Genomic DNA, 19,858 nt, shown 5'->3' on the forward strand with positions numbered 1-19,858 from the left:
AATTAAAGTAGATATTAAAAATATCTACTTTTTTATATACCCATTTAAATAATTTTGTAATATAATATCGTTATCTCTTGCATTATTTTGTCGGAGGATATATGAGACAGGATTTTAAAAACTTCAAAACTAACATTAAAAATAAACATGTTGCAATCGTTGGATTAGGTATAAGCAATATTCCATTAATAAATTTCTTATCTAAATTAGGTTGCAAAATCACTCTATTTGATAGAAAAGAAATTGAAAATTTTTCAAATTCTGAGATAAAATCATTCAATAAATTGAACATTAAATTTGTATTTGGAAAAAACTATCTAAATTACATTAATAATTTTGATTATATATTTAAAACACCTTCTATAAGATCCGATATTTTAGAATTTGAAAATGCTAGAAAAAATGGTTCTATAATAACTTCTGAAATAGAAGAACTTCTTAGGTATTGTCCATCAAAAATATATGGAATAACGGGAAGTGATGGGAAAACCACAACTACTAGTATTTTATATAATTTACTAAAAAATTCAGGACACAAAACATGGATTGGTGGAAATATAGGATTCCCTTTATTTAGCAAGATTGAAGAAATGCATGAAGAGGATAAAGTTGTATTAGAGTTATCTAGTTTCCAATTAATGAACGTAACTCTCTCTCCTGATGTATCTATAATAACAAATATATCACCGAATCATTTGGATTATCATAAAGATATGGATGAATACATCAATTGTAAAAAGAACATATTTAAATTCCAAAATGATAATAGTATTACAATATTAAATAGAGATTGTTCTATTACCAATTCATTTGAAAAAGAATTAAATGGAAGATGTAGAAAATTCTCTCTTGATCATACTTGCGATGAAGATGTTATAAAAAACGGTGCCTATTTGAAAAATGATGAACTATATGTATTAAACCAAAGAATATTTCATAAAGATGATCTCAAAATTAAAGGTGTTCACAATATGCTCAACTTTGCTGCTGCAATACTCGCAACAATACCAGATACATCTTACTCAACTATTAAAAATATTGCAAAAGAGTTCAGTGGTGTAAAACATAGAAATGAATTTGTAGATACAATAAATAACATACATTTTTATAATGACTCAATAGCATCAACTCCTACAAGGACTCTTGCGACTTTATCCTGCTTCGATAAAAAAATTATATTGATTGCAGGTGGATACGATAAAAATATTTCATATGCACCATTGTTAAATGCTCATGATAAAATCAAAAAACTATATTTAATAGGAGCTACTAAACAAAAAATACACGATATCTTTAGAAAATACTCTTCTGATATAGAAATATTGACTTTTGACAATTTTAATAAACTTGTGATTCATGCATACAAAAATGCTGAGGAAAATGATATTATACTTTTATCACCAGCTTCAGCAAGTTTTGATATGTTCAAAAATTTTGAGGATCGTGGGGATAAATTTAAAAAAATTATTCAAACAATAAAAGCTAGTAAATAAAAATTTACTAGCTTTTAACTTTTTCATCAAAATTCAAATTTAGAACTGAAATACTCATCTAGATACTCTATACTAATCCTAGTTTGCTCCATACTATCCCTATCTCTAATAGTTACACTATTATCTTCCAATGAATCAAAGTCAATAGTCACACAATAAGGAGTTCCTATTTCATCCTGTCTTCTATATCTTTTACCTATAGCTCCAGATTCATCATATTCACAATTGTATTTTTTACTTAATTTATCATAAACACCCATAGCCTTATCAGACAATTTTTTAGATAATGGAAACACCCCGATTTTTATAGGCGCTACTGCTGGGTGAAGCCTTAATACAATTCGAGTATCACACTCTTTTATTTCTTCCTCATCATATGCATTGCATAATACACTTAAAAGTAATCTATCAACACCAAGAGATGGCTCTATACAATAAGGAATATATTTTTCATTCAATTCTTGATCAAAATACACAAGTTCTTCAGATGAATGATTCATATGAGCTTTTAAATCATAGTCAGTTCTATCAGCAATTCCCCAAAGTTCACCAAATCCAAAAGGAAACTTAAACTCAATATCACTAGTTGCATTTGAATAGAATGATAATTCCTCTTTAGAATGATCTCTAATTCTTAAATTCTCCTCTTTTATACCAAGGTCCATCAAAAATTTTAAAGAATATTCTTTCCAATACTCAAACCATTTCAAATCTTCCCCAGGCTTGCAGAAAAACTCTAATTCCATTTGCTCAAACTCTCTAGTCCTAAATATAAAGTTACCAGGAGTTATTTCATTTCTAAAACTTTTACCAATTTGAGCTATACCAAATGGAAGTTTTTTTCTTGAACTTCTAAGAACATTTTTAAAATTAACAAATATACCTTGAGCTGTTTCAGGTCTTAAATAAATCTCGGATTTACTATCCTCAGTAACACCTTGAAACGTTTTAAACATAAGATTAAAACTTCTTATATCTGTATAGTTTTTCTCACCACACTTAGGACAAACTATATTTTCATCATCTATAATTCTCTTAAGCTCTTCCCTAGAATATCCATCAAGCCCAAGAATTTCACGTCCACTCTCTATAAAATGATCCTCTATTAATTTATCTGCTCTAAACCTACTTTTACATTCCTTACAATCCATTAAAGGATCTGAGAATCCTCCAATATGACCAGATGCTACCCAAACTTCTCTATTCATTAAGATAGCAGAATCGAGCCCAACATTATATGAACTTTCATATACAAATCTTTTCCACCAAGCCTTCTTCAAATTATTTTTAATCTCAACTCCAAGAGGACCATAATCCCAAGAATTTGCAAGTCCTCCATATATCTCAGAACCCTGAAATATAAATCCTCTATTTTTACATAATGATAGAATTTTTTCCATTGAAACGTCCATATCTTCCTCCAATAATAAGCATATTTTTTTATTATAACAAAAATATATAAATTAAAAAATATAAATCAAAAAATATACCCAAAAATCATAATCTATAATTCTATCTGTTTATCCTTTCTTACAGCTAAATCATATAAATTATCTTTAAACATTTCATGTATAGTTGTTCTTATAGCTCTAGCTCCAAGAGGATGATTCAAACACCTCTTTACAATATCTTCAACTATTTTCCTTTTTATCTTTATGGATTTGCCCATTAAACTAAAATAATTCACAACTTCCCGTTCAAGTTCTTTTTCTGTTATAGTTGTTAAATTTTCTTTAGTTAGTGCATTTAAACACACGATTAATGGAAATCTTCCTATAAATTCACTAAGTATTCCATAATTAATAACATCTTCAAGTTTAACATGACGCCTTAAATCATCATTTTGTGAATCATAATTATAATTAACATTTTCCTTAAAACCAAATATTTTCTTAAAACTTCTCTCTCTCACATATCTCTCAATACCTGTAAATGCTCCTCCACCTATAAAAAGAATATTTTTTGTATCTACCTCTATTGTTTCATTATCATCCGTTTGTACCCGAACTATAGTACCCTCGAGCATCTTTAAAAGGTTTTGCTGAACTCCTTCCCCAGACACATCTCTCGCTTCCCCATTTTGAGAGCTTTTCGATATTTTATCTATCTCATCTATAAATACAATTCCATATTCTGCACGTTTAACATCACCATTAGCCTCTTTAAGTAAACTTTTTATAATATCGTATACATTTAATCCCACATATCCAACTTGAGTATAAGCTGTAATATCAACTTCAACAAATGGAAGCTTAACTATTTCAGATAAACTTTTAATAAGGAGAGTCTTACCACTACCACTCGGACCTATAAGCATGATATTTCCCTTATTTAAATTTATTATATTTGAATTTTTGATTCTAAGTATGTGCCTATATATTTCAAAAGACAATACCTTCTTTGCATAATCCTGTCCTATGACTTTTTTATCAAGCTCTCTTTTTATTTCATTTGGGTATATTATATCTACTTGCACCTCTGATAACTCACTAAAAAATAATAACTCACAATCTCTGCAAAGAACCAAATCACTATTATTAGAATCATTTCTCACAACATATGTTTCAGTTTCTTTAAGACAACACATGCATTTTTTCATAACCATATACCCCATAAAATTAAATCTCTTAAAAATTAATATTTATTATGCTCAATTAAACATATTTTAAACAAATTAAATGGTTGTTAAAAAACTTTTACAATACCTTTTCAAAAAGCTATTATTATATTGAGGATGTGATTTTTATGAATAAAATATGTGTTATTGGAAGTTTAAACATGGACCTAGTTTTGAAAATTAACGATATACCAAAGGTTGGAGAAACTATACTATCCAAATCATATGAAAAAATAGCTGGTGGTAAGGGAGCAAATCAGGCTATTGCTGCTAAAAGATGCGGCGCTGATGTATCCATGATAGCTAAAATAGGAAAAGATGAAAATGGTAAGATACTAAGAGAAAAGCTTAAAGAAGAAAACATAGATGTAACTTGTATTTTTAAAGATGACCAAGATCCAACTGGACTTGCTTTAATCATGGTAAATAAAAATGGAAATAATTCAATAGTAGTTGTTCCTGGTTCAAATATGAACATTACTGATAAAGAGATTGATAACTCAATTTCAAAAATTATAAACTCAGATATACTAATAGCACAATTTGAAACAAATGAAAATATGACTTTAAAATCATTTCAAAAAGCTAAGGAGTTTAATAAAACAACTATATTAAACCCAGCACCAGCAAAAAAAATAGATGAAAAACTTTTAAAGTTAACAGATATCATAATACCAAACGAAACAGAAGCTGAAATTTTAACAGGAATTAAAATAAATTCTATTGATGATGCAAAGAAAGCAGGAGAATTTTTCTTAAATAAAGGTGTTAAATTTTCAGTAATTACCCTTGGGGAAAAGGGAGCTCTAATTGTAGGAAGAAATTTCCATGAACTAGTACATGCGTTTAAAGTAAATGCAGTAGATACAACCGCAGCTGGTGATAGTTTTATAGGCGCTTTATCCTCAAAATTAAATTTTAAAAATCTAAATCGAGAAACATTAAAAGATGCTGTAAGTTTTGGGAATAAAGTATCTTCTATAACTGTTCAAAGAAAAGGTGCTCAACCATCCATACCTTATCTTGAAGAAATAAAAAAGATTTATAAGGAGAATTGATTTATGAAAAAAACATGCTTGTTAAATAGTAAAATAAGTTCAGTAATTTCAAAAATGGGGCATACAGACATGATTGCTATAGGTGATTGTGGATTACCTATTCCAAAAGAAAGTAAAAGAATAGATTTAGCGTTAACTAAAGGTATTCCAAGTTTTCTAGATACATTAAAAGTTACTCTTACAGAATTAAAAGTAGAAGAAATTATAATAGCTAAAGAAACAAAAGATGTAAGCCCTTATATATTCAGCGAAATTGAAAATTTAGTTGGAGATGTCAAAATAACATTTGTATCTCATGAAAATTTTAAAATGAATTTGAAAGAATGCAAAGCCATAATAAGGACAGGAGAACAAACACCATATGCAAATATAATTTTAAAATCAGGAGTTGTATTTTAATTAAAAAATAAGGAAGGTTTTGATATGAATACAAGAACCCCAATGCTAAAAATGGAAGGTGTTTCTAAAATATTTCCTCAAGTAAAGGCACTAGACAACATAAACATAACCGCCTATAAAGGAGAAGTAACCGCCCTAATGGGAGAAAATGGTGCTGGAAAGTCAACATTAATGAAAATATTAAGTGGAGTATATCAAAAAGATGAAGGGAAAATTTTTATCGAAGGTGAAGAAGTTCAAATAAAAAATATAAAGTCTGCTGAAGAACATGGTGTAACAATAATACATCAAGAAATGAGTCTTATTAATAATTTAACCATAGCTGAAAACATTTTCCTTGGTAATGAAAAATTCAATAAATACTCAAGAAATATAAATAAAAAACTACTTAAAGAAAGAAGCACGCTATTCCTAAATCAAATAGGATGTAATTTACATCCAGATAGATTAATAAGCAGTATAACTGTTGGAGAAAAACAAATGGTTGAAATTTCAAAAGCTTTAACTAAAAACGCAAGAATTATAATAATGGATGAACCAACAACTGCTTTAACAAAAGTCGAAACTGAAAATCTATTTAAGGTTATAGAAAATTTAAAAAAGAAAGGCATAGCAATCATTTATATATCGCACAGGATGGAAGAAATATTTTCAATATGTGATAGAGTTGAGGTTTTAAGAGATGGAAAATATGTTGGAAATGCCATGATAAAAGATATTGACAACAATAAATTAATTTCAATGATGGTTGGGAGAACAATCGAAGATCAATTTCCATACAGAGAAACAAAAAAAGGAAATGTATTACTTGAGGTTTCAAACTTAACCTCAAAATCTGGAGTTAACAATGTATCTTTTAATGTTAAAGAAGGAGAAATAGTTGGTATTGCTGGGCTTATGGGGGCTGGAAGAACTGAGCTTGCAAAAACTATATTTGGGTATTACAAAAAAGAAAATGGAACTATTAAGTTAAAAAACAAAGAAATAAATATCAAAAATATTCAACAAGCCATTAATAATGGTATCTGCTATTTATCAGAAGATAGAAAGAAAGAAGGATGTGTACTTGGATTATCTGTCGGAGATAACATGATACTATCAAATTTATCTAAGTACGAAAATACCCTTAAAATTATAAACAAGACAAGAGCAAAAAAAGATATCGACTTCTATATAAAGAAACTCAATATTAAAACCCCAAATAAAGATCAATTAATCAAAAATTTAAGTGGGGGTAATCAACAAAAAGTAATACTCGCTAAATGGCTTCTTCTATCGCCAGATATTCTTATAATAGATGAACCAACAAGAGGAATAGACGTAGGAGCTAAGAGAGAAATATACGAATTATTAAATGAGCTTAAAGAATCCGGTAAAGCTATAATAATGATTTCTTCAGACTTACCTGAAGTCTTAGGTATAAGTGATAGAATTCTAGTAATGAGTGAAGGTAAAATTACGGGTGAATTAAGTCGTAAAGAAGCAACTCAAGAAAAAATTATGAAATTATCAGTTGGCATTAATTAATATTTGGAGGAATTAAAAATGAACAATAATTTTAAAGAAATGCTAGATAAATATAAGTCTCTTATAGGCTTAATTATTTTATGCATTGTAATAACTATAGTATCACCCGCATTCATGACCTTATCTAACATAACAAATATTTTTACTCAGGTTTCAACAAATGCAATAATTGCAATCGGTATGACATTTGTTATTTTAACTGGAGGCATAGACTTATCTGTTGGATCAACCGTTGCAATAAGCGGTGCTTTAGCAGCATCTATACTAAAATCAACAAATAATATTCCCTTAGCAATTTTAGTTGCATCTATAACAGGTATAATAATCGGATTAATTAATGGTGTGTTAATATCAAAAGGTAAATTACAAGCATTTATCGTAACACTTGCAACCATGACAATATTTAGAGGAGCAACTCTAGTATTTACAAACGGTACTCCAATATCAAAATTGTCAGAGGCTTTCGTAAAAATTGGTAATGGAAAAATAGGGATAATTCCTATTCCCCTAATTATCACCATAGTAGTTTTTATCATATCAGTATATCTCCTAACTCAAACAAGATTTGGAAGATATTTATATGCTCTAGGTGGAAATGAAGATTCAGCAAAACTTTCAGGAATAAACACAAATAGAATTAAAACTCTTGTTTATGTTATATCTGGTTTCGCTTCATCAATCGCAGGAATTATAATTACTAGTAGAATAGGTTCTGCTTCCCCAAATGCTGGGACAAGTTTTGAGCTAGATGCAATAGCTGCTGTTGTTATTGGTGGTACATCATTATCTGGTGGAGAAGGAAAAATCACCGGTACTATCATAGGTGCTCTTATCATTGGAGTATTAAACAACGGATTAAACCTAATGAACGTATCTCCATTCTACCAATCAATCGTAAAAGGTTTGGTTATTTTAATAGCTGTATTATTAGACAAAAAAAGTAGAAAGAAAGCATGATTTCAAAGTAAGGAGGAGATAATATGAGATCTTTTAAAAAAATATTATCTTTAAGTTTAATAGCTTTTTTAATGATTGGAATTTTTGTGAGTTGCTCAAGAAAAACAGATGTCAGGAAAATAGGATTAGTATTATCAACATTAAACAATCCTTTCTTTGTAAGCATGAAAGATGGAGCTGAGAAGAAAGCAAACGAACTTGGATATAAATTAATCGTTCTAGATTCTCAAAACGATCCAGTAAAAGAGAGGTCAAATATTGAAGATTTAATTCAACTAAATGTTGAAGCCTTATTAATAAACCCAACTGATAGTGATGCAGTTATTAAAGCTATCGAAGTTGCAAATCAAAGTAACATTCCAGTAATAACCTTAGATAGGCAATCAAATGGCGGTAAAATAACAACACACATAGCTTCCGATAACATTAAAGGTGGGGCAATGGCTGGAGAATTTGTTCTAGAAAAATTTGGTAACCAAAATATAAATATAGTAGAAATTCAAGGTATTCCGGGAGCATCAGCGACGAGAGATAGAGGTAATGGTTTTCATAGTGTATTAGATGATAAATCAAATGTAAAATTTATATCAAGTCAAGCAGCAGATTTCGATAGACAAAAAGGGCTTTCTGTTATGGAAAATATAATACAAGGCAACAAAGATATTCAAGTTGTATTTGCTCATAATGATGAAATGGCACTTGGTGCTGCAAAAGCAATAAGAGCAAATAATATAGATGCTGTTGTTATAGGTTTTGATGGAGGAGATGATGCTCTAGAAGCTATTGAAAGTAATGAAATGCAAGCAACAGTTGCACAACAGCCAAATTTAATAGGAGAACTTGGAATACAAATCGCAGATAAAATATACAACAAAGAAAGCGTTGATAAAGAAATTGCTGCAGATCTAAAAATAGTAACCAAATAAACAGAAGGATAGTATGAAATATACTATCCTTTTTAGTTTTATAACTTATGAAATACTTTTAAAAGTAAGTAGCTTGTCCCTATAGTATTCGTATTGTTTTTGTCTTGCGGAAATTTCTGCAGGGAGTCCCTCAGTTAAATCGTTACAAAGCTTATCAAATCTATCAAGGATTGAAACTATTCTTTGTTGTTCTTTGAGTGGTGGGATTGGGATTTTTGTTTTTAATATGTTATCATTGTAAAGTCTTGCAATTGTTCCACCTGTTGATATTTTCCAAGGTTTTTTTTGATAATAATGCCATAAATACTTATTAATAACTTTTGAATTATCATGCTCAAGCCAAACAATATTTGAATCTTGAAAATACGATGGTTTACCATCAAACTCAACACTTTTACCTATAGTACCTGAACAAGAAATTAAAATATCTCCTTTCTTAGGATATGGGAAAATTGATATATATTTTTCAAATAAATCTTTTGAAATATATGCATCTGCTTGTTTTCCAAAAGTACCTATTTTATAAAATGGTACATCTCCAATAGTACTTGTTTGTTCTTTTAAAATACGTTTACACATTTTTACTTTCCCAATTTCTCCAAGCTCTCTCCACTCAACTCCATCACCAAACGTAAGCAACTTATCTCTATAATACTCATACTGTTTTCTTCTTGCTGTAAGCTCAGTCTTAAGATTTTCTATAAGTTCTGTAGTAATATTTGTAAACGAATCTAAAATATGTACAATCTCTTTTTGCACTTCTAGGGGTGGAATTGGGATCAAATAATTCTCAAATCTTTTTTTGTCAAGCGATGGAACAGCACCACTCCCATTAGCAAAGTCCATTAAAGAAATACCACTTAGAAAATAAAATAGAAATGAAGAATTAATTTTTTTTGCTATAATTCCCATAATATTATTATCATAACAAGATTCTTTTGATAGTATCCTTTTCTTATTTGTAACCATCGTTGCACCAACTTTTGGAAATATGATTGTTCCTTTAGGTGCTGGCTTGCATTTTAATTTATTTGCGGTTTCTCTACTAACATAATTATTCGCTGTCTCCATATACATAAGTGAATTATTCATATCTGCTACTTTATAAAATGGATAATATCCATTTAAATTTCCTTGTTCGATTGATGGAAATAACCATCCGGCTCTGAATTCAACAACCTCACCGATTTTTTTAAATTCAACCCCATCAGGACAAAATTCTTTTATCAATTTATCAAGTTTACTCAATCTCATATCCTCCATTTTCCTCATTTCCCCTTCAAACGTAATTAATCCACTATAAAAATTATAACTTTTCAATTTTACATAACAAAAACCCCTAAAAAGTCATTTACTTTCTAGGAGCTATAATTTATTATTTCAAAGGTTTCATTGTAGGGAATAATATTACATCTCTTATCGAATAAGAATTAGTCAAGAACATTACAATTCTATCAATTCCAATTCCAAGCCCTCCAGTTGGCGGCATACCATATTCAAGAGAATACATAAAATCCTCATCTATAGAATAAGCTTCGTCATCTCCAAGTTCACGATCAAGCTCTTGCTTTGAAAATCTCTCTCTTTGAACTATAGGATCATTAAGCTCTGAATATGCATTACATATTTCACGACCATATATAAATCCTTCAAATCTCTCTGTAAAATTCTCATCTCCCCTTTTCTTCTTTGTAAGTGGAGATATCTCAACAGGATAATCAATAATAAAAGTAGGTTGTATTAAATTATCCTCAACATATTTCTCAAACATAGCATTCAAAACTTCACCTTTTGAACAATCCTTAAGATTCTTTTTAAATTCAAGATTATGCTCTTTTGCAATATTATAAGAATCTTCAAGCGTCAATGTATTAAAATCAACACCAGAGTATTCATAAACGGCATCAAGCATACTAATCCTTCTCCATGGGGGAGTAAAATCAATCTCTGTTCCTTGGTAATTAATTTTCATACTTCCACAAACTTTTAAACATACGCTAGATATTAAATCCTCTGTAAGTTTCATCATATCGTTATAATCCGAATACGCTTCATAAAGCTCAATCATAGTAAATTCTGGATTATGCTTTATATCAATTCCTTCATTTCTGAAGTTCTTTCCCATTTCATAAACTTTATCAAATCCTGAAACTATAAGCCTCTTTAAATAAAGTTCCGTTGCAATCCTCAAATACATATCCATATTTAAAGTATTGTGATGAGTTAAAAATGGACGTGCTGCAGCACCACCTGCAATCAATGAAAGTATAGGAGTTTCAGCTTCCAAATATCCTCTATTATCTAAAAATGAACGTATCTCAGATATTATTTTGCTTCTTTTTAGAAAAACATCTTTAACATCTTTATTCATTATTATATCTATTTCTCTATGTCTATATCTTAAATCTGGATCCGTTATACCATGAAACTTCTCTGGAAGAACTCTCAACGATTTTGATATTAAATTAATCTTTGAAACCCTTACAGTAATTTCTCCAACTTTAGTTTTAAATACTTCACCTTCAACCCATATAATATCACCTATATCATATGAAAAAACATTATCTAATACTTCTTTCCCTAATATATCAATCTTTACAAAAATTTGAATCTGTCCTAAAGTATCCTGTATAGTTATAAATCCTGCTTTTCCTTGTCCTCTTTTAGTCATAATTCTCCCAGCAAGTTTTACAACTCTACCCTCATAATCTGAATAATTATCAATTATGCTCTTAGAATAATCTGTAACATCTACCTTATAAACGTTAAATGGATCCATTCCTCTTTCTTGAAGATCACTAAGTTTATTGCGACGTATAAGCTCTTGTTCATTAAATTCCATTTCAACACTCCCCTTAAATTTTCTACTTCCTCTGTATTTTAATAATTTTATATTTGCAATTTCCACCTGGAGTATTAACTATAAATTCCTCATCTACTTTTCTCCCTATAATCTCTGATCCAACAGGAGATTCATTTGATATCTTATTTTCAAAAGTATTAGTTTCAGCCGATCCAACTATTGTATATGTAACTTCTTCTTCAAATTCAAAATCGTATAATGTGACTACAGATCCAATGGATACAACATCCGTTGAAATTTCACTTTCGTCTATAAGCTCAATATTTTTAAGTTTATTTTCTATTTCAGCAATTCTTCCCTCAACAAAAGCCTGTTCATTTTTCGCCTCGTCATACTCAGAATTCTCACTTAAATCTCCATATCCCCTAGCAACCTTAATCTTTTCTGTAACTTCTTTTCTTTTAATAGTTTTCAAATACTCAAGTTCTTCCTCTAATTTACGCAAACCATCATTAGTAATTAAATATTTCTTATCACTCATAAATTCCATCTTCTCCTTTAATAAAAAATTACTAATAAAAAAACTATTTGATAATTATAAATAATACTAGTTTTCCTGTCAATGTAATCAAGCTATATTCTTATACTCTTCTAGTAAATTTAATATTTTATCTGGATCAGTCATTTTAAATACTTCACTTTTGAGTTCAGTTGATCCATAAAGCCCTTTAACATACCATCCTATTTGTTTACGCATCTCAAATACAGCAACTCTTTCCTCCTCATACTTTAAAGCCTTATTATAGTGTTCAATTAAATTCCCAACAATAAATTCATGCGTTCTAACTTTTGGAATATACTCTATGCCTTTAATTTTTGAATTTAAATAATCATTTAAATCCTCAAATATCCAAGGCCTTCCATGAGCTCCACGAGCAACAGCTGCAAATTTACATCCCGTATGCTCTAAAATTTTAAATCCGTCATCATAATTAAATATATCTCCATTTGCAATGATAGGAGTTTCAACAAGCTTATTTGCTTTTTTTATAATTTCCCAATCTGCATTTCCCTTATACATTTGCTTTGCATATCTACCATGTATAGTTATAAAATCAATCTCATTACGCTCAAGTACCTTTATAACATCATAACAATTTATTTTATTTTCATAGTACCCAATCCTTATTTTAACTGATAAAGGTTTCTTTATTACACTTCTTAATTTATAAGTTATCTCATCAACTTTTTTAAGATCAAGTGTTAGTGCAGATCCATCTCCATTTTTAATTATTTTTGATGCTGGACATCCCATATTAACATCTAATATTTCCACATAATCAAGATTTGATATAATTTCCCCTGCATGAACTAAATGCTCAGGATTGCTCCCAAATATTTGAACTCCAACTTTCTCTTCCAAATCACCTTTTTCAAATATTTTTTCAGTTTTATCACTTTTATAATAAAGTGCTGTCGAGCTAACCATCTCTGTGAAATTTATACCATCATGATATTTAGCACACATCTCACGAAAAGCAATATTATTCACACCTGCCATAGGTGATAAAATAAATCTACTCTTAAACTTATCATATAACATAATTTTATTTTCTCCTCACAAACAAAAGAGTCTTAGATAAAATCTAAGACTCACTTTTAAGAATTTTTAAATAATTCTTCAAACTCCTCACCATCAAGTTTCTCTTTCTCTATTAGAGCCTTGGCAACAGCATGAAGTTTTGATATGTTCTCTGATAAAAGCGTTTGAGTTTTATTATACGCTTTATCTACTATTTTCTTGATTTCTTTATCAATTTTAGATCCTAATTCTTCTGAGAAATTCCTACTCTTTGTAAAATCTCTTCCCAAGAAAACTTCATTATCTCCCCCAAAAGAAATAGTTCCAATTTCTTCACTCATACCATATTCCATAACCATTTTTCTTGCAATGTTACTAACTCTATCAATATCATTTTTAGCTCCTGTGCTTATATCACCTAAAACGAGTTTCTCAGCAACACGACCACCTAAAAGAGATACCATATCCTTTTCAAGATCAGACTTAGAAATATAATCTTTATCTTCATCAGGTAAATGCATAGTGTATCCACCTGCCATACCTCTTGGTATAATACTTATTTCATGAACTCTATCATATTTATCCAAAAGTCTAGACACTACCGCGTGACCAGCCTCATGATAAGCTGTAAGCTTATTAGTTTTCTCTGTTCTAATTTTACTCTTCTTCTCAGGTCCTGCTAACACTCTAGTTATAGCTTCTTCCATTTCATCCATTGTTATAAATTTCTTACTGCGTCTTACTGCTAATAAAGATGCTTCATTGGTTAAATTTTCAAGATCAGCCCCAGTAAATCCAGGAGTTCTTTTTGCAAGAACATCAAGTTTTATCTCATCTGATAGAGGCTTATTCTTAACGTGTATCTTAAGTATTTCTTCCCTACCTTTAACATCTGGTGCTCCAACTATTATTTGTCTATCAAATCTTCCTGGTCTTAATAATGCAGGATCCAATATATCAGGTCTATTTGTTGCTGCAATTATTATTATTCCCTCGTTTACCCCAAAACCATCCATCTCTACAAGTAACTGGTTAAGTGTTTGCTCTCTTTCATCATGTCCTCCACCAAGTCCAGCTCCCCTATGTCTACCTACAGCATCAATTTCATCTATAAATATAATACATGGTGAATTCTTTTTAGCCTCGTTAAATAAATCTCTAACCCTTGATGCACCTACACCAACAAACATCTCGACAAAATCTGAACCGGATATACTAAAAAACGGAACCCCTGCTTCCCCTGCAACGGCTTTTGCAAGGAGAGTTTTACCAGTTCCAGGTGGTCCGAATAATAACACTCCTTTAGGAATCCTCGCTCCCATTTCAATATATTTTCTAGGTTCTCTTAAGAAATCTACAATCTCCTCAAGTTCCTCTTTTTCTTCCTTAGCACCAGCAACTTCCTTAAAAGTTATCTTCTTAGTATCTTGAGTAGCCATTTTCGCTCTACTCTTACCAAAATTCATAACTCCTCGTCCGCTTCCTCCACCTTGAGATTGTTGCATAAATAAAAACCATAATCCAAGTGACATTATAATAATTATCAAGGATGGAACAAATTGAAGCCAAGCAAAAACATTGCTTTGTTCTTCATATTGCTCAACTACATCCCCATTTTTAGGATATTTATTGAACAATATATTTAACCTATTTTGAGGTACAACAGTAACAAATTGCTCTCTGTTTTTAAGGCTACCCTCTATAGCCAAACTTCCTTCTCTTATTTTTATACTTTGAACTTCATCATTTATCCAGTACTGTTCAAATTTACTATATGGTATAGTTTTATCTGTCCTTGTAGATTCAAAATAAAAAAGTCCAACTATAAAAACCATAACAACTATTACAATCCAAGTTGTTATATTCGAAAAGCTTTTCTTCATTATTTTAACCCCCCTCCCTTTAGCAAATAAATACTATAAAATTTTATCACACCAATTTTTATTAAACAAGTAACATATTTTATTATTTATAAACTTATTTTATTTTAAACTATATCTAAAATCTTTAAGAATTTTAATATACAATATTACCTATTTTGAACCTATTTATACACACTCTCATCTAATACACCTATATATGGTAAATTTCTATATTTTTCGGCGTAATCAAGTCCATACCCAACTACAAATTCATTTCCAACTTTAAAACCTTTATATTTAGGTTCTATTTCTACTTTTCTTCCACTTGGCTTATCAAGAAGTGTCATTATCTCAACACTTCTAGCCCCCTTACTTCTTATGTAATTACAAATGTAATTTAAAGTTACTCCAGTATCTATTATATCTTCAATAATCAATATATCCTTACCTTCTACACACATATCCAAATCTTTCATTATTCTAACCTGTCCAGAACTTACGATAGAATTTCCATAAGAAGATACACCCATAAAATCAATTTCAATATATATATCTACATTCTTCATTAAATCAGCCATAAACATCAAAGATCCCTTTAATATACATACAAGAAGTAAATTTTTATTTTTATAATCTTTGTTTATTTCTTCCCCTAATTCCTTAACCTTGTTTTCAATTTCTTCTTTGCTTATCAGTACATTTTTAATATCATTATTTATCATAAATACCCTCCGCTACAAAATCTAATTTTATTTTTAATAATTTTTTAGTACATGAGTTAACCTTATAATCATTACTGTTTCTAATCCCAACTATCCAAATAATTTTATCATCAAAACATATTAAAGGTATACTACTTCTATTAGAAACTTTTTCATTTATAAAAAAATCCTTAAGTTTTTTATGTTTTTCCATACCAAATGGTTTAAATAAATCACCATTTCTCCTGTTTCTAATTGATATAGCTTCTCTTAAACTCTCCATAGAAAAATACTTTTCATATTTAAGTGTTAAATCTAAAAGATGAGTTTGATTTTCTACTACTTCAAAACTAATTTTCATGTTCTTCCCTAAAAAATTAATGGATCTTCCAATAAAATCTATTTCTCCAGATTTAAGTTTCAATATATCTTCATTATTTATCAATTCAAAAGATACGGATTCCTCTTCTAAAATACTTTGATCTTTTCTTAAAAATTTTATAAAGTCATGATAATTTACAGCAAATAAATCTTTCTTAATTTGTATACTCTTATATGTATTTTTACTTAACAGCTCTTCTATGTACTTTATATGTTTAAAACTTATATTTTTAATATCTCCGCAAAACATAAAAATACACTTTCTAATAATCCTATATAATATAGATTTATGAAGTGTAAATATGTATTTATCTATGGTCATATAATTTGGGTTAATACTTACATACTTATTTATAAAATCCATTACAATATTTAAAAAATAATCATTATCATAGCTAGATATTTCTTTTAAATTTAAAATGTTTTTAGATATATCTTTTGAAAAACTCTCATTTATTTTAGGTATAAGAGAAATCCTAATTTTATTTCTCAAATAATCCTCGGATAAATTGCTCTTATCTATTACGAATTTTATATCATTATCATTTAAATATTTTTCTATATCTTCTATTCTTCTTAAGCATAATATTGGTCTTATATAAAAATCTTCTCGCTTTACTTTTATTCCCTCTATTCCATCTATTCCTGTACCATTAAAAATCCTCATAATAATAGTTTCAACATCATCATCTGCATGATGTGCTAAAGCACACTTTGTTATAATATTTTTATTTTTTAAATCATTAAATATATTATATCTAACTTCTCTTCCTCCCATCTCCACAGATACCTTGTATTTTTTAATATAATCTAAAACATCTACTCTAAATGATTTGAATTCAATATTGTTTCTCCTGCAAAAATCAAAGGAAAACTTTTCATCTAAATACGAATCATTCCCTCTTAACATATGATTTACATGAATCCCTAAAACCTTAAATCCTAAAGACAAAGACAATTTATTTAAAACATATGTCATAAAAATCGAATCAGCTCCACCTGATAAAGCGCATCCTACAATTTCTCCATTAGATATCAAATTATTTGATATAATAAATTCTTTAACTTTTCTTAAAACACTATCCATAAAGATTCTCCAAACACATAATTTATTTAATTATAAGAATTTTACCAAAAAAAATCAAAAGCTCTTTTTAAAATCAAAAGAGCTTTTTGAACAAATTTAATTTTTATATACCTTAGAAACTATAATACTAACATCATCTTGAAAAAATCCTGAATTTAATATTTTAAATTCTCTAATTATCTCTTCACAAAGTTTATCTGGAGAAAATATTTCACATCTCTTAAGAAAATTATACAACCACGCTTTATTTGATAAATCCTTAAAATGAATAAGTCCATCTGTTAAATGAACTAAAATATCCCCACACTTAAGATCAAATTCAGAATTTAATATTCTTATATCATCATCTAAAGAATTATCATTTAAATCCCGTTCATTTCCAAGTACAAATACATCATTACCCCTCTTTATATATGTAATAATAGATGAAAATTTCAAATAATTCATTTTACCTGTATATAAATCAATTCTCGCAAAGTCTATCGTAGATATTGCCTCATCTCTGAAAAATTTAAGAGAAATTATCGATATTATCTCCTTAATACAAGAAGATAAAGACAAACTTGTTCTAACAAATTTATATATTAAATCAACCGTAAATTTACTTTTGTTATAAGCCTCAATTCCAGATCCTATACCATCACTTAATATAATTAAATAATCATCATTAACACTTTTTGTAAATATATAACTATCTCCATTTTTATCTTTCTTAGATAATTGAATACAATGAGAAACAACATTATAATAATACTTTTCAACATACGTAACAATTATTTCATTATTAGAATTTATATAATTAGATGATTCATCTTGATTAATCATTTCTCTATCTAACGAAATATTTATAATATCTAATAAATCATTTTTATACTCAATAAATATATCATAAGGAAGAATTAGCTTAACTTTTAATTTTTCATTCTCTTCATAGCAAATAAGATCAAAATATTTTATATTAAACTTATTAAACTTACTTATAAGATTTTTTTCATGGTTAACTTTTATCACAATATCTTTTTTAACTTCTTTAATGCTTTGATTAATTATATTGTGAAGATTCTTAAGTTCATAAGACATCATATCTTGAGCTTCATAAATTCTTTTCTCATAAACTTCTTGTATATTATAAAAGTTCGAAATCTTATATAGCTCATTTTTAATACTATCTTTCCTTATACATATCCTCTCTATATATTCTGTCAAACTTTTATCACCTTGTATAAAGCTATTAAGACTTGAAAGCATCTCTGATCTAACTTTATTAAAATTAGTTTTCCAACAAGTATTGACGTTTCTACATTCTCCACAAACACTTTCTGCAAGAATTTCGATATATATTTTTTTATCTAAAATTTTATATTTAAAATTAACATTAGATACTATCATATCTGATAATTCTTTAATTACATCATTAAACTCATTTATTTTTTGTATCCTCATATCAAGAGTATTAAACAATCTCTTATTTGTATAAAACTCCTTCTTATATTCTTCATTAAAATGCATAGTTAATTTCATCAAATACTTCTTAGGAATAAAACTAAATATTAAAGAAGATATAACTATTTCAATTAAAAATAAATTGCTTTGAATATCTAGAGAAGATATATTAGATAGTTTTAATATAAGTATGCATACTATAGAAATCAAAGATAAAGTAAATCTTGACGATAAAAACAAAAATGAAGATATCGTTGCAATTATACTATATATAGCTATGTACTCTGTAAAATTTCCATAAATAAGCCCAATTATACTTCCAGAAAATACAGCACATATTACCCCAACTGACATTCCATTTATATATGACATCAAAAACACAAATGTTGCAAGTAATATGTTAGATAAATCAAGATTTAAAATTTTAAATCCATTAATACCACAAATAATTAAACATGTAGATATAACCAAACACATTATATCTTCTCTTTTTAATATGTAATTAGTATTGAAAGAATTTAAGCTTTTGATAAAGATATCAAAAACATAGTAAAGTACATAAATAATTACACCCTCTACAAGAACATAAAACATAGATGGGTATAGGGAAAATTCAACATAAAAATATTTATATACAAAACTTACAATACCAATTGAAATCAATATAAACACTCTATATTTCTTTTTAACATTCAAAAATATTGATAAAAATATCAAAATTAAATTTATTATTACATATAGATCAAAAGAATCAAGAGTTGATTTTATACTCAAATACCCAAGTATACTAAATACTCCGACAATCACAGTTAATATTTTATTGTTTCTACTCATGATATAATAAGTAAAAGCTATACCAATAGGAGCTATATAAAATAGTATATTTGTACGACTTAACAATAGTGCAATCAAACCATACACCAAAAATTTCTTTATATCTAATAAGTCACTTACCTTTTGATAATAATTTTCTCCAGCACTCTCTAATAATTTCTCATTATAAATCATCACTTCACCTTTAA

Annotated in this window: 16 protein-coding genes; 6 read left to right on the forward strand and 10 right to left on the reverse strand. The window is 28.3% G+C overall.

Features of this window, described 5'->3' with window-relative positions:
• Positions 1-101 precede the first annotated feature (101 nt).
• Positions 102-1,493, forward strand: a complete 1,392-nt coding sequence (murD, locus tag RATSFB_RS06665) for a UDP-N-acetylmuramoyl-L-alanine--D-glutamate ligase (RefSeq protein ID WP_014095275.1) — start codon at positions 102-104, stop codon at positions 1,491-1,493.
• Between the two features lie 26 nt (positions 1,494-1,519).
• Here the strand turns inward: murD and RATSFB_RS06670 are convergent, their stop codons facing one another.
• A complete protein-coding gene (locus RATSFB_RS06670; RefSeq protein ID WP_014095276.1) occupies positions 1,520-2,905 on the reverse strand; it encodes a glycine--tRNA ligase in 1,386 nt (461 codons plus the stop codon).
• A gap of 92 nt (positions 2,906-2,997) precedes the next feature.
• Positions 2,998-4,107: an AAA family ATPase gene (locus RATSFB_RS06675; RefSeq protein ID WP_014095277.1), complete on the reverse strand. Its 1,110-nt coding sequence runs from the start codon at positions 4,105-4,107 to the stop codon at positions 2,998-3,000.
• A 131-nt stretch (positions 4,108-4,238) separates the two neighbouring features.
• Between RATSFB_RS06675 and rbsK the strand changes: the two genes are divergently transcribed.
• From rbsK to rbsB, 5 genes are read left to right on the forward strand one after another with little or no spacing between them, the layout of a single operon-like run.
• A complete protein-coding gene (gene rbsK, locus RATSFB_RS06680) occupies positions 4,239-5,168 on the forward strand; it encodes a ribokinase (protein ID WP_014095278.1) in 930 nt (309 codons plus the stop codon).
• Between the two features lie 3 nt (positions 5,169-5,171).
• Positions 5,172-5,567: a D-ribose pyranase gene (gene rbsD, locus RATSFB_RS06685; protein WP_014095279.1), complete on the forward strand. Its 396-nt coding sequence runs from the start codon at positions 5,172-5,174 to the stop codon at positions 5,565-5,567.
• Between the two features lie 24 nt (positions 5,568-5,591).
• A complete protein-coding gene (locus RATSFB_RS06690; RefSeq protein WP_014095280.1) occupies positions 5,592-7,094 on the forward strand; it encodes a sugar ABC transporter ATP-binding protein in 1,503 nt (500 codons plus the stop codon).
• Positions 7,095-7,112: 18 nt separating this feature from the next.
• Entirely contained in the window at positions 7,113-8,051 is a 939-nt protein-coding gene (locus tag RATSFB_RS06695; protein WP_014095281.1) for an ABC transporter permease, read from the forward strand.
• A 23-nt stretch (positions 8,052-8,074) separates the two neighbouring features.
• Entirely contained in the window at positions 8,075-8,977 is a 903-nt protein-coding gene (gene rbsB / locus RATSFB_RS06700) for a ribose ABC transporter substrate-binding protein RbsB (RefSeq protein WP_014095282.1), read from the forward strand.
• A 45-nt stretch (positions 8,978-9,022) separates the two neighbouring features.
• On the opposite strand, the gene RATSFB_RS06705 is transcribed toward rbsB, so the two are convergent.
• The 8 genes from RATSFB_RS06705 to RATSFB_RS06740 form a co-directional block, all read right to left on the reverse strand.
• Positions 9,023-10,225, reverse strand: coding sequence for a restriction endonuclease subunit S (locus RATSFB_RS06705; RefSeq protein WP_197535120.1), 1,203 nt, complete (start codon positions 10,223-10,225; stop codon positions 9,023-9,025).
• A gap of 127 nt (positions 10,226-10,352) precedes the next feature.
• Entirely contained in the window at positions 10,353-11,819 is a 1,467-nt protein-coding gene (lysS, locus tag RATSFB_RS06710; RefSeq protein WP_044035677.1) for a lysine--tRNA ligase, read from the reverse strand.
• A gap of 22 nt (positions 11,820-11,841) precedes the next feature.
• On the reverse strand, positions 11,842-12,321 hold the full coding sequence (gene greA / locus RATSFB_RS06715; RefSeq protein WP_014095285.1) for a transcription elongation factor GreA: 480 nt from the start codon (positions 12,319-12,321) through the stop codon (positions 11,842-11,844).
• Positions 12,322-12,408: 87 nt separating this feature from the next.
• Complete coding sequence (locus tag RATSFB_RS06720; RefSeq protein WP_014095286.1) at positions 12,409-13,383, reverse strand: tRNA dihydrouridine synthase; 975 nt, start codon at positions 13,381-13,383, stop codon at positions 12,409-12,411.
• Positions 13,384-13,439: 56 nt separating this feature from the next.
• Positions 13,440-15,245 (reverse strand): ATP-dependent zinc metalloprotease FtsH, encoded by a 1,806-nt coding sequence (gene ftsH / locus RATSFB_RS06725; protein WP_014095287.1) that lies wholly within the window; start codon positions 15,243-15,245, stop codon positions 13,440-13,442.
• Positions 15,246-15,406: 161 nt separating this feature from the next.
• Positions 15,407-15,946 carry a hypoxanthine phosphoribosyltransferase gene (gene hpt, locus RATSFB_RS06730; RefSeq protein WP_014095288.1) on the reverse strand — a complete coding sequence of 180 codons (540 nt, stop codon included), beginning with the start codon at positions 15,944-15,946 and terminating at the stop codon, positions 15,407-15,409.
• Positions 15,936-17,393: a tRNA lysidine(34) synthetase TilS gene (gene tilS, locus RATSFB_RS06735; RefSeq protein ID WP_014095289.1), complete on the reverse strand. Its 1,458-nt coding sequence runs from the start codon at positions 17,391-17,393 to the stop codon at positions 15,936-15,938. Before tilS ends, hpt begins: the two co-directional genes overlap by 11 nt.
• Before the next feature lie 96 nt (positions 17,394-17,489).
• Positions 17,490-19,844, reverse strand: a complete 2,355-nt coding sequence (locus RATSFB_RS06740) for a SpoIIE family protein phosphatase (protein ID WP_014095290.1) — start codon at positions 19,842-19,844, stop codon at positions 17,490-17,492.
• Between the last annotated feature and the right edge of the window lie 14 nt (positions 19,845-19,858).

Source organism: Candidatus Arthromitus sp. SFB-rat-Yit, from assembly GCF_000283555.1.
Taxonomy (GTDB): Bacteria; Bacillota; Clostridia; order Clostridiales; family Clostridiaceae; genus Dwaynesavagella.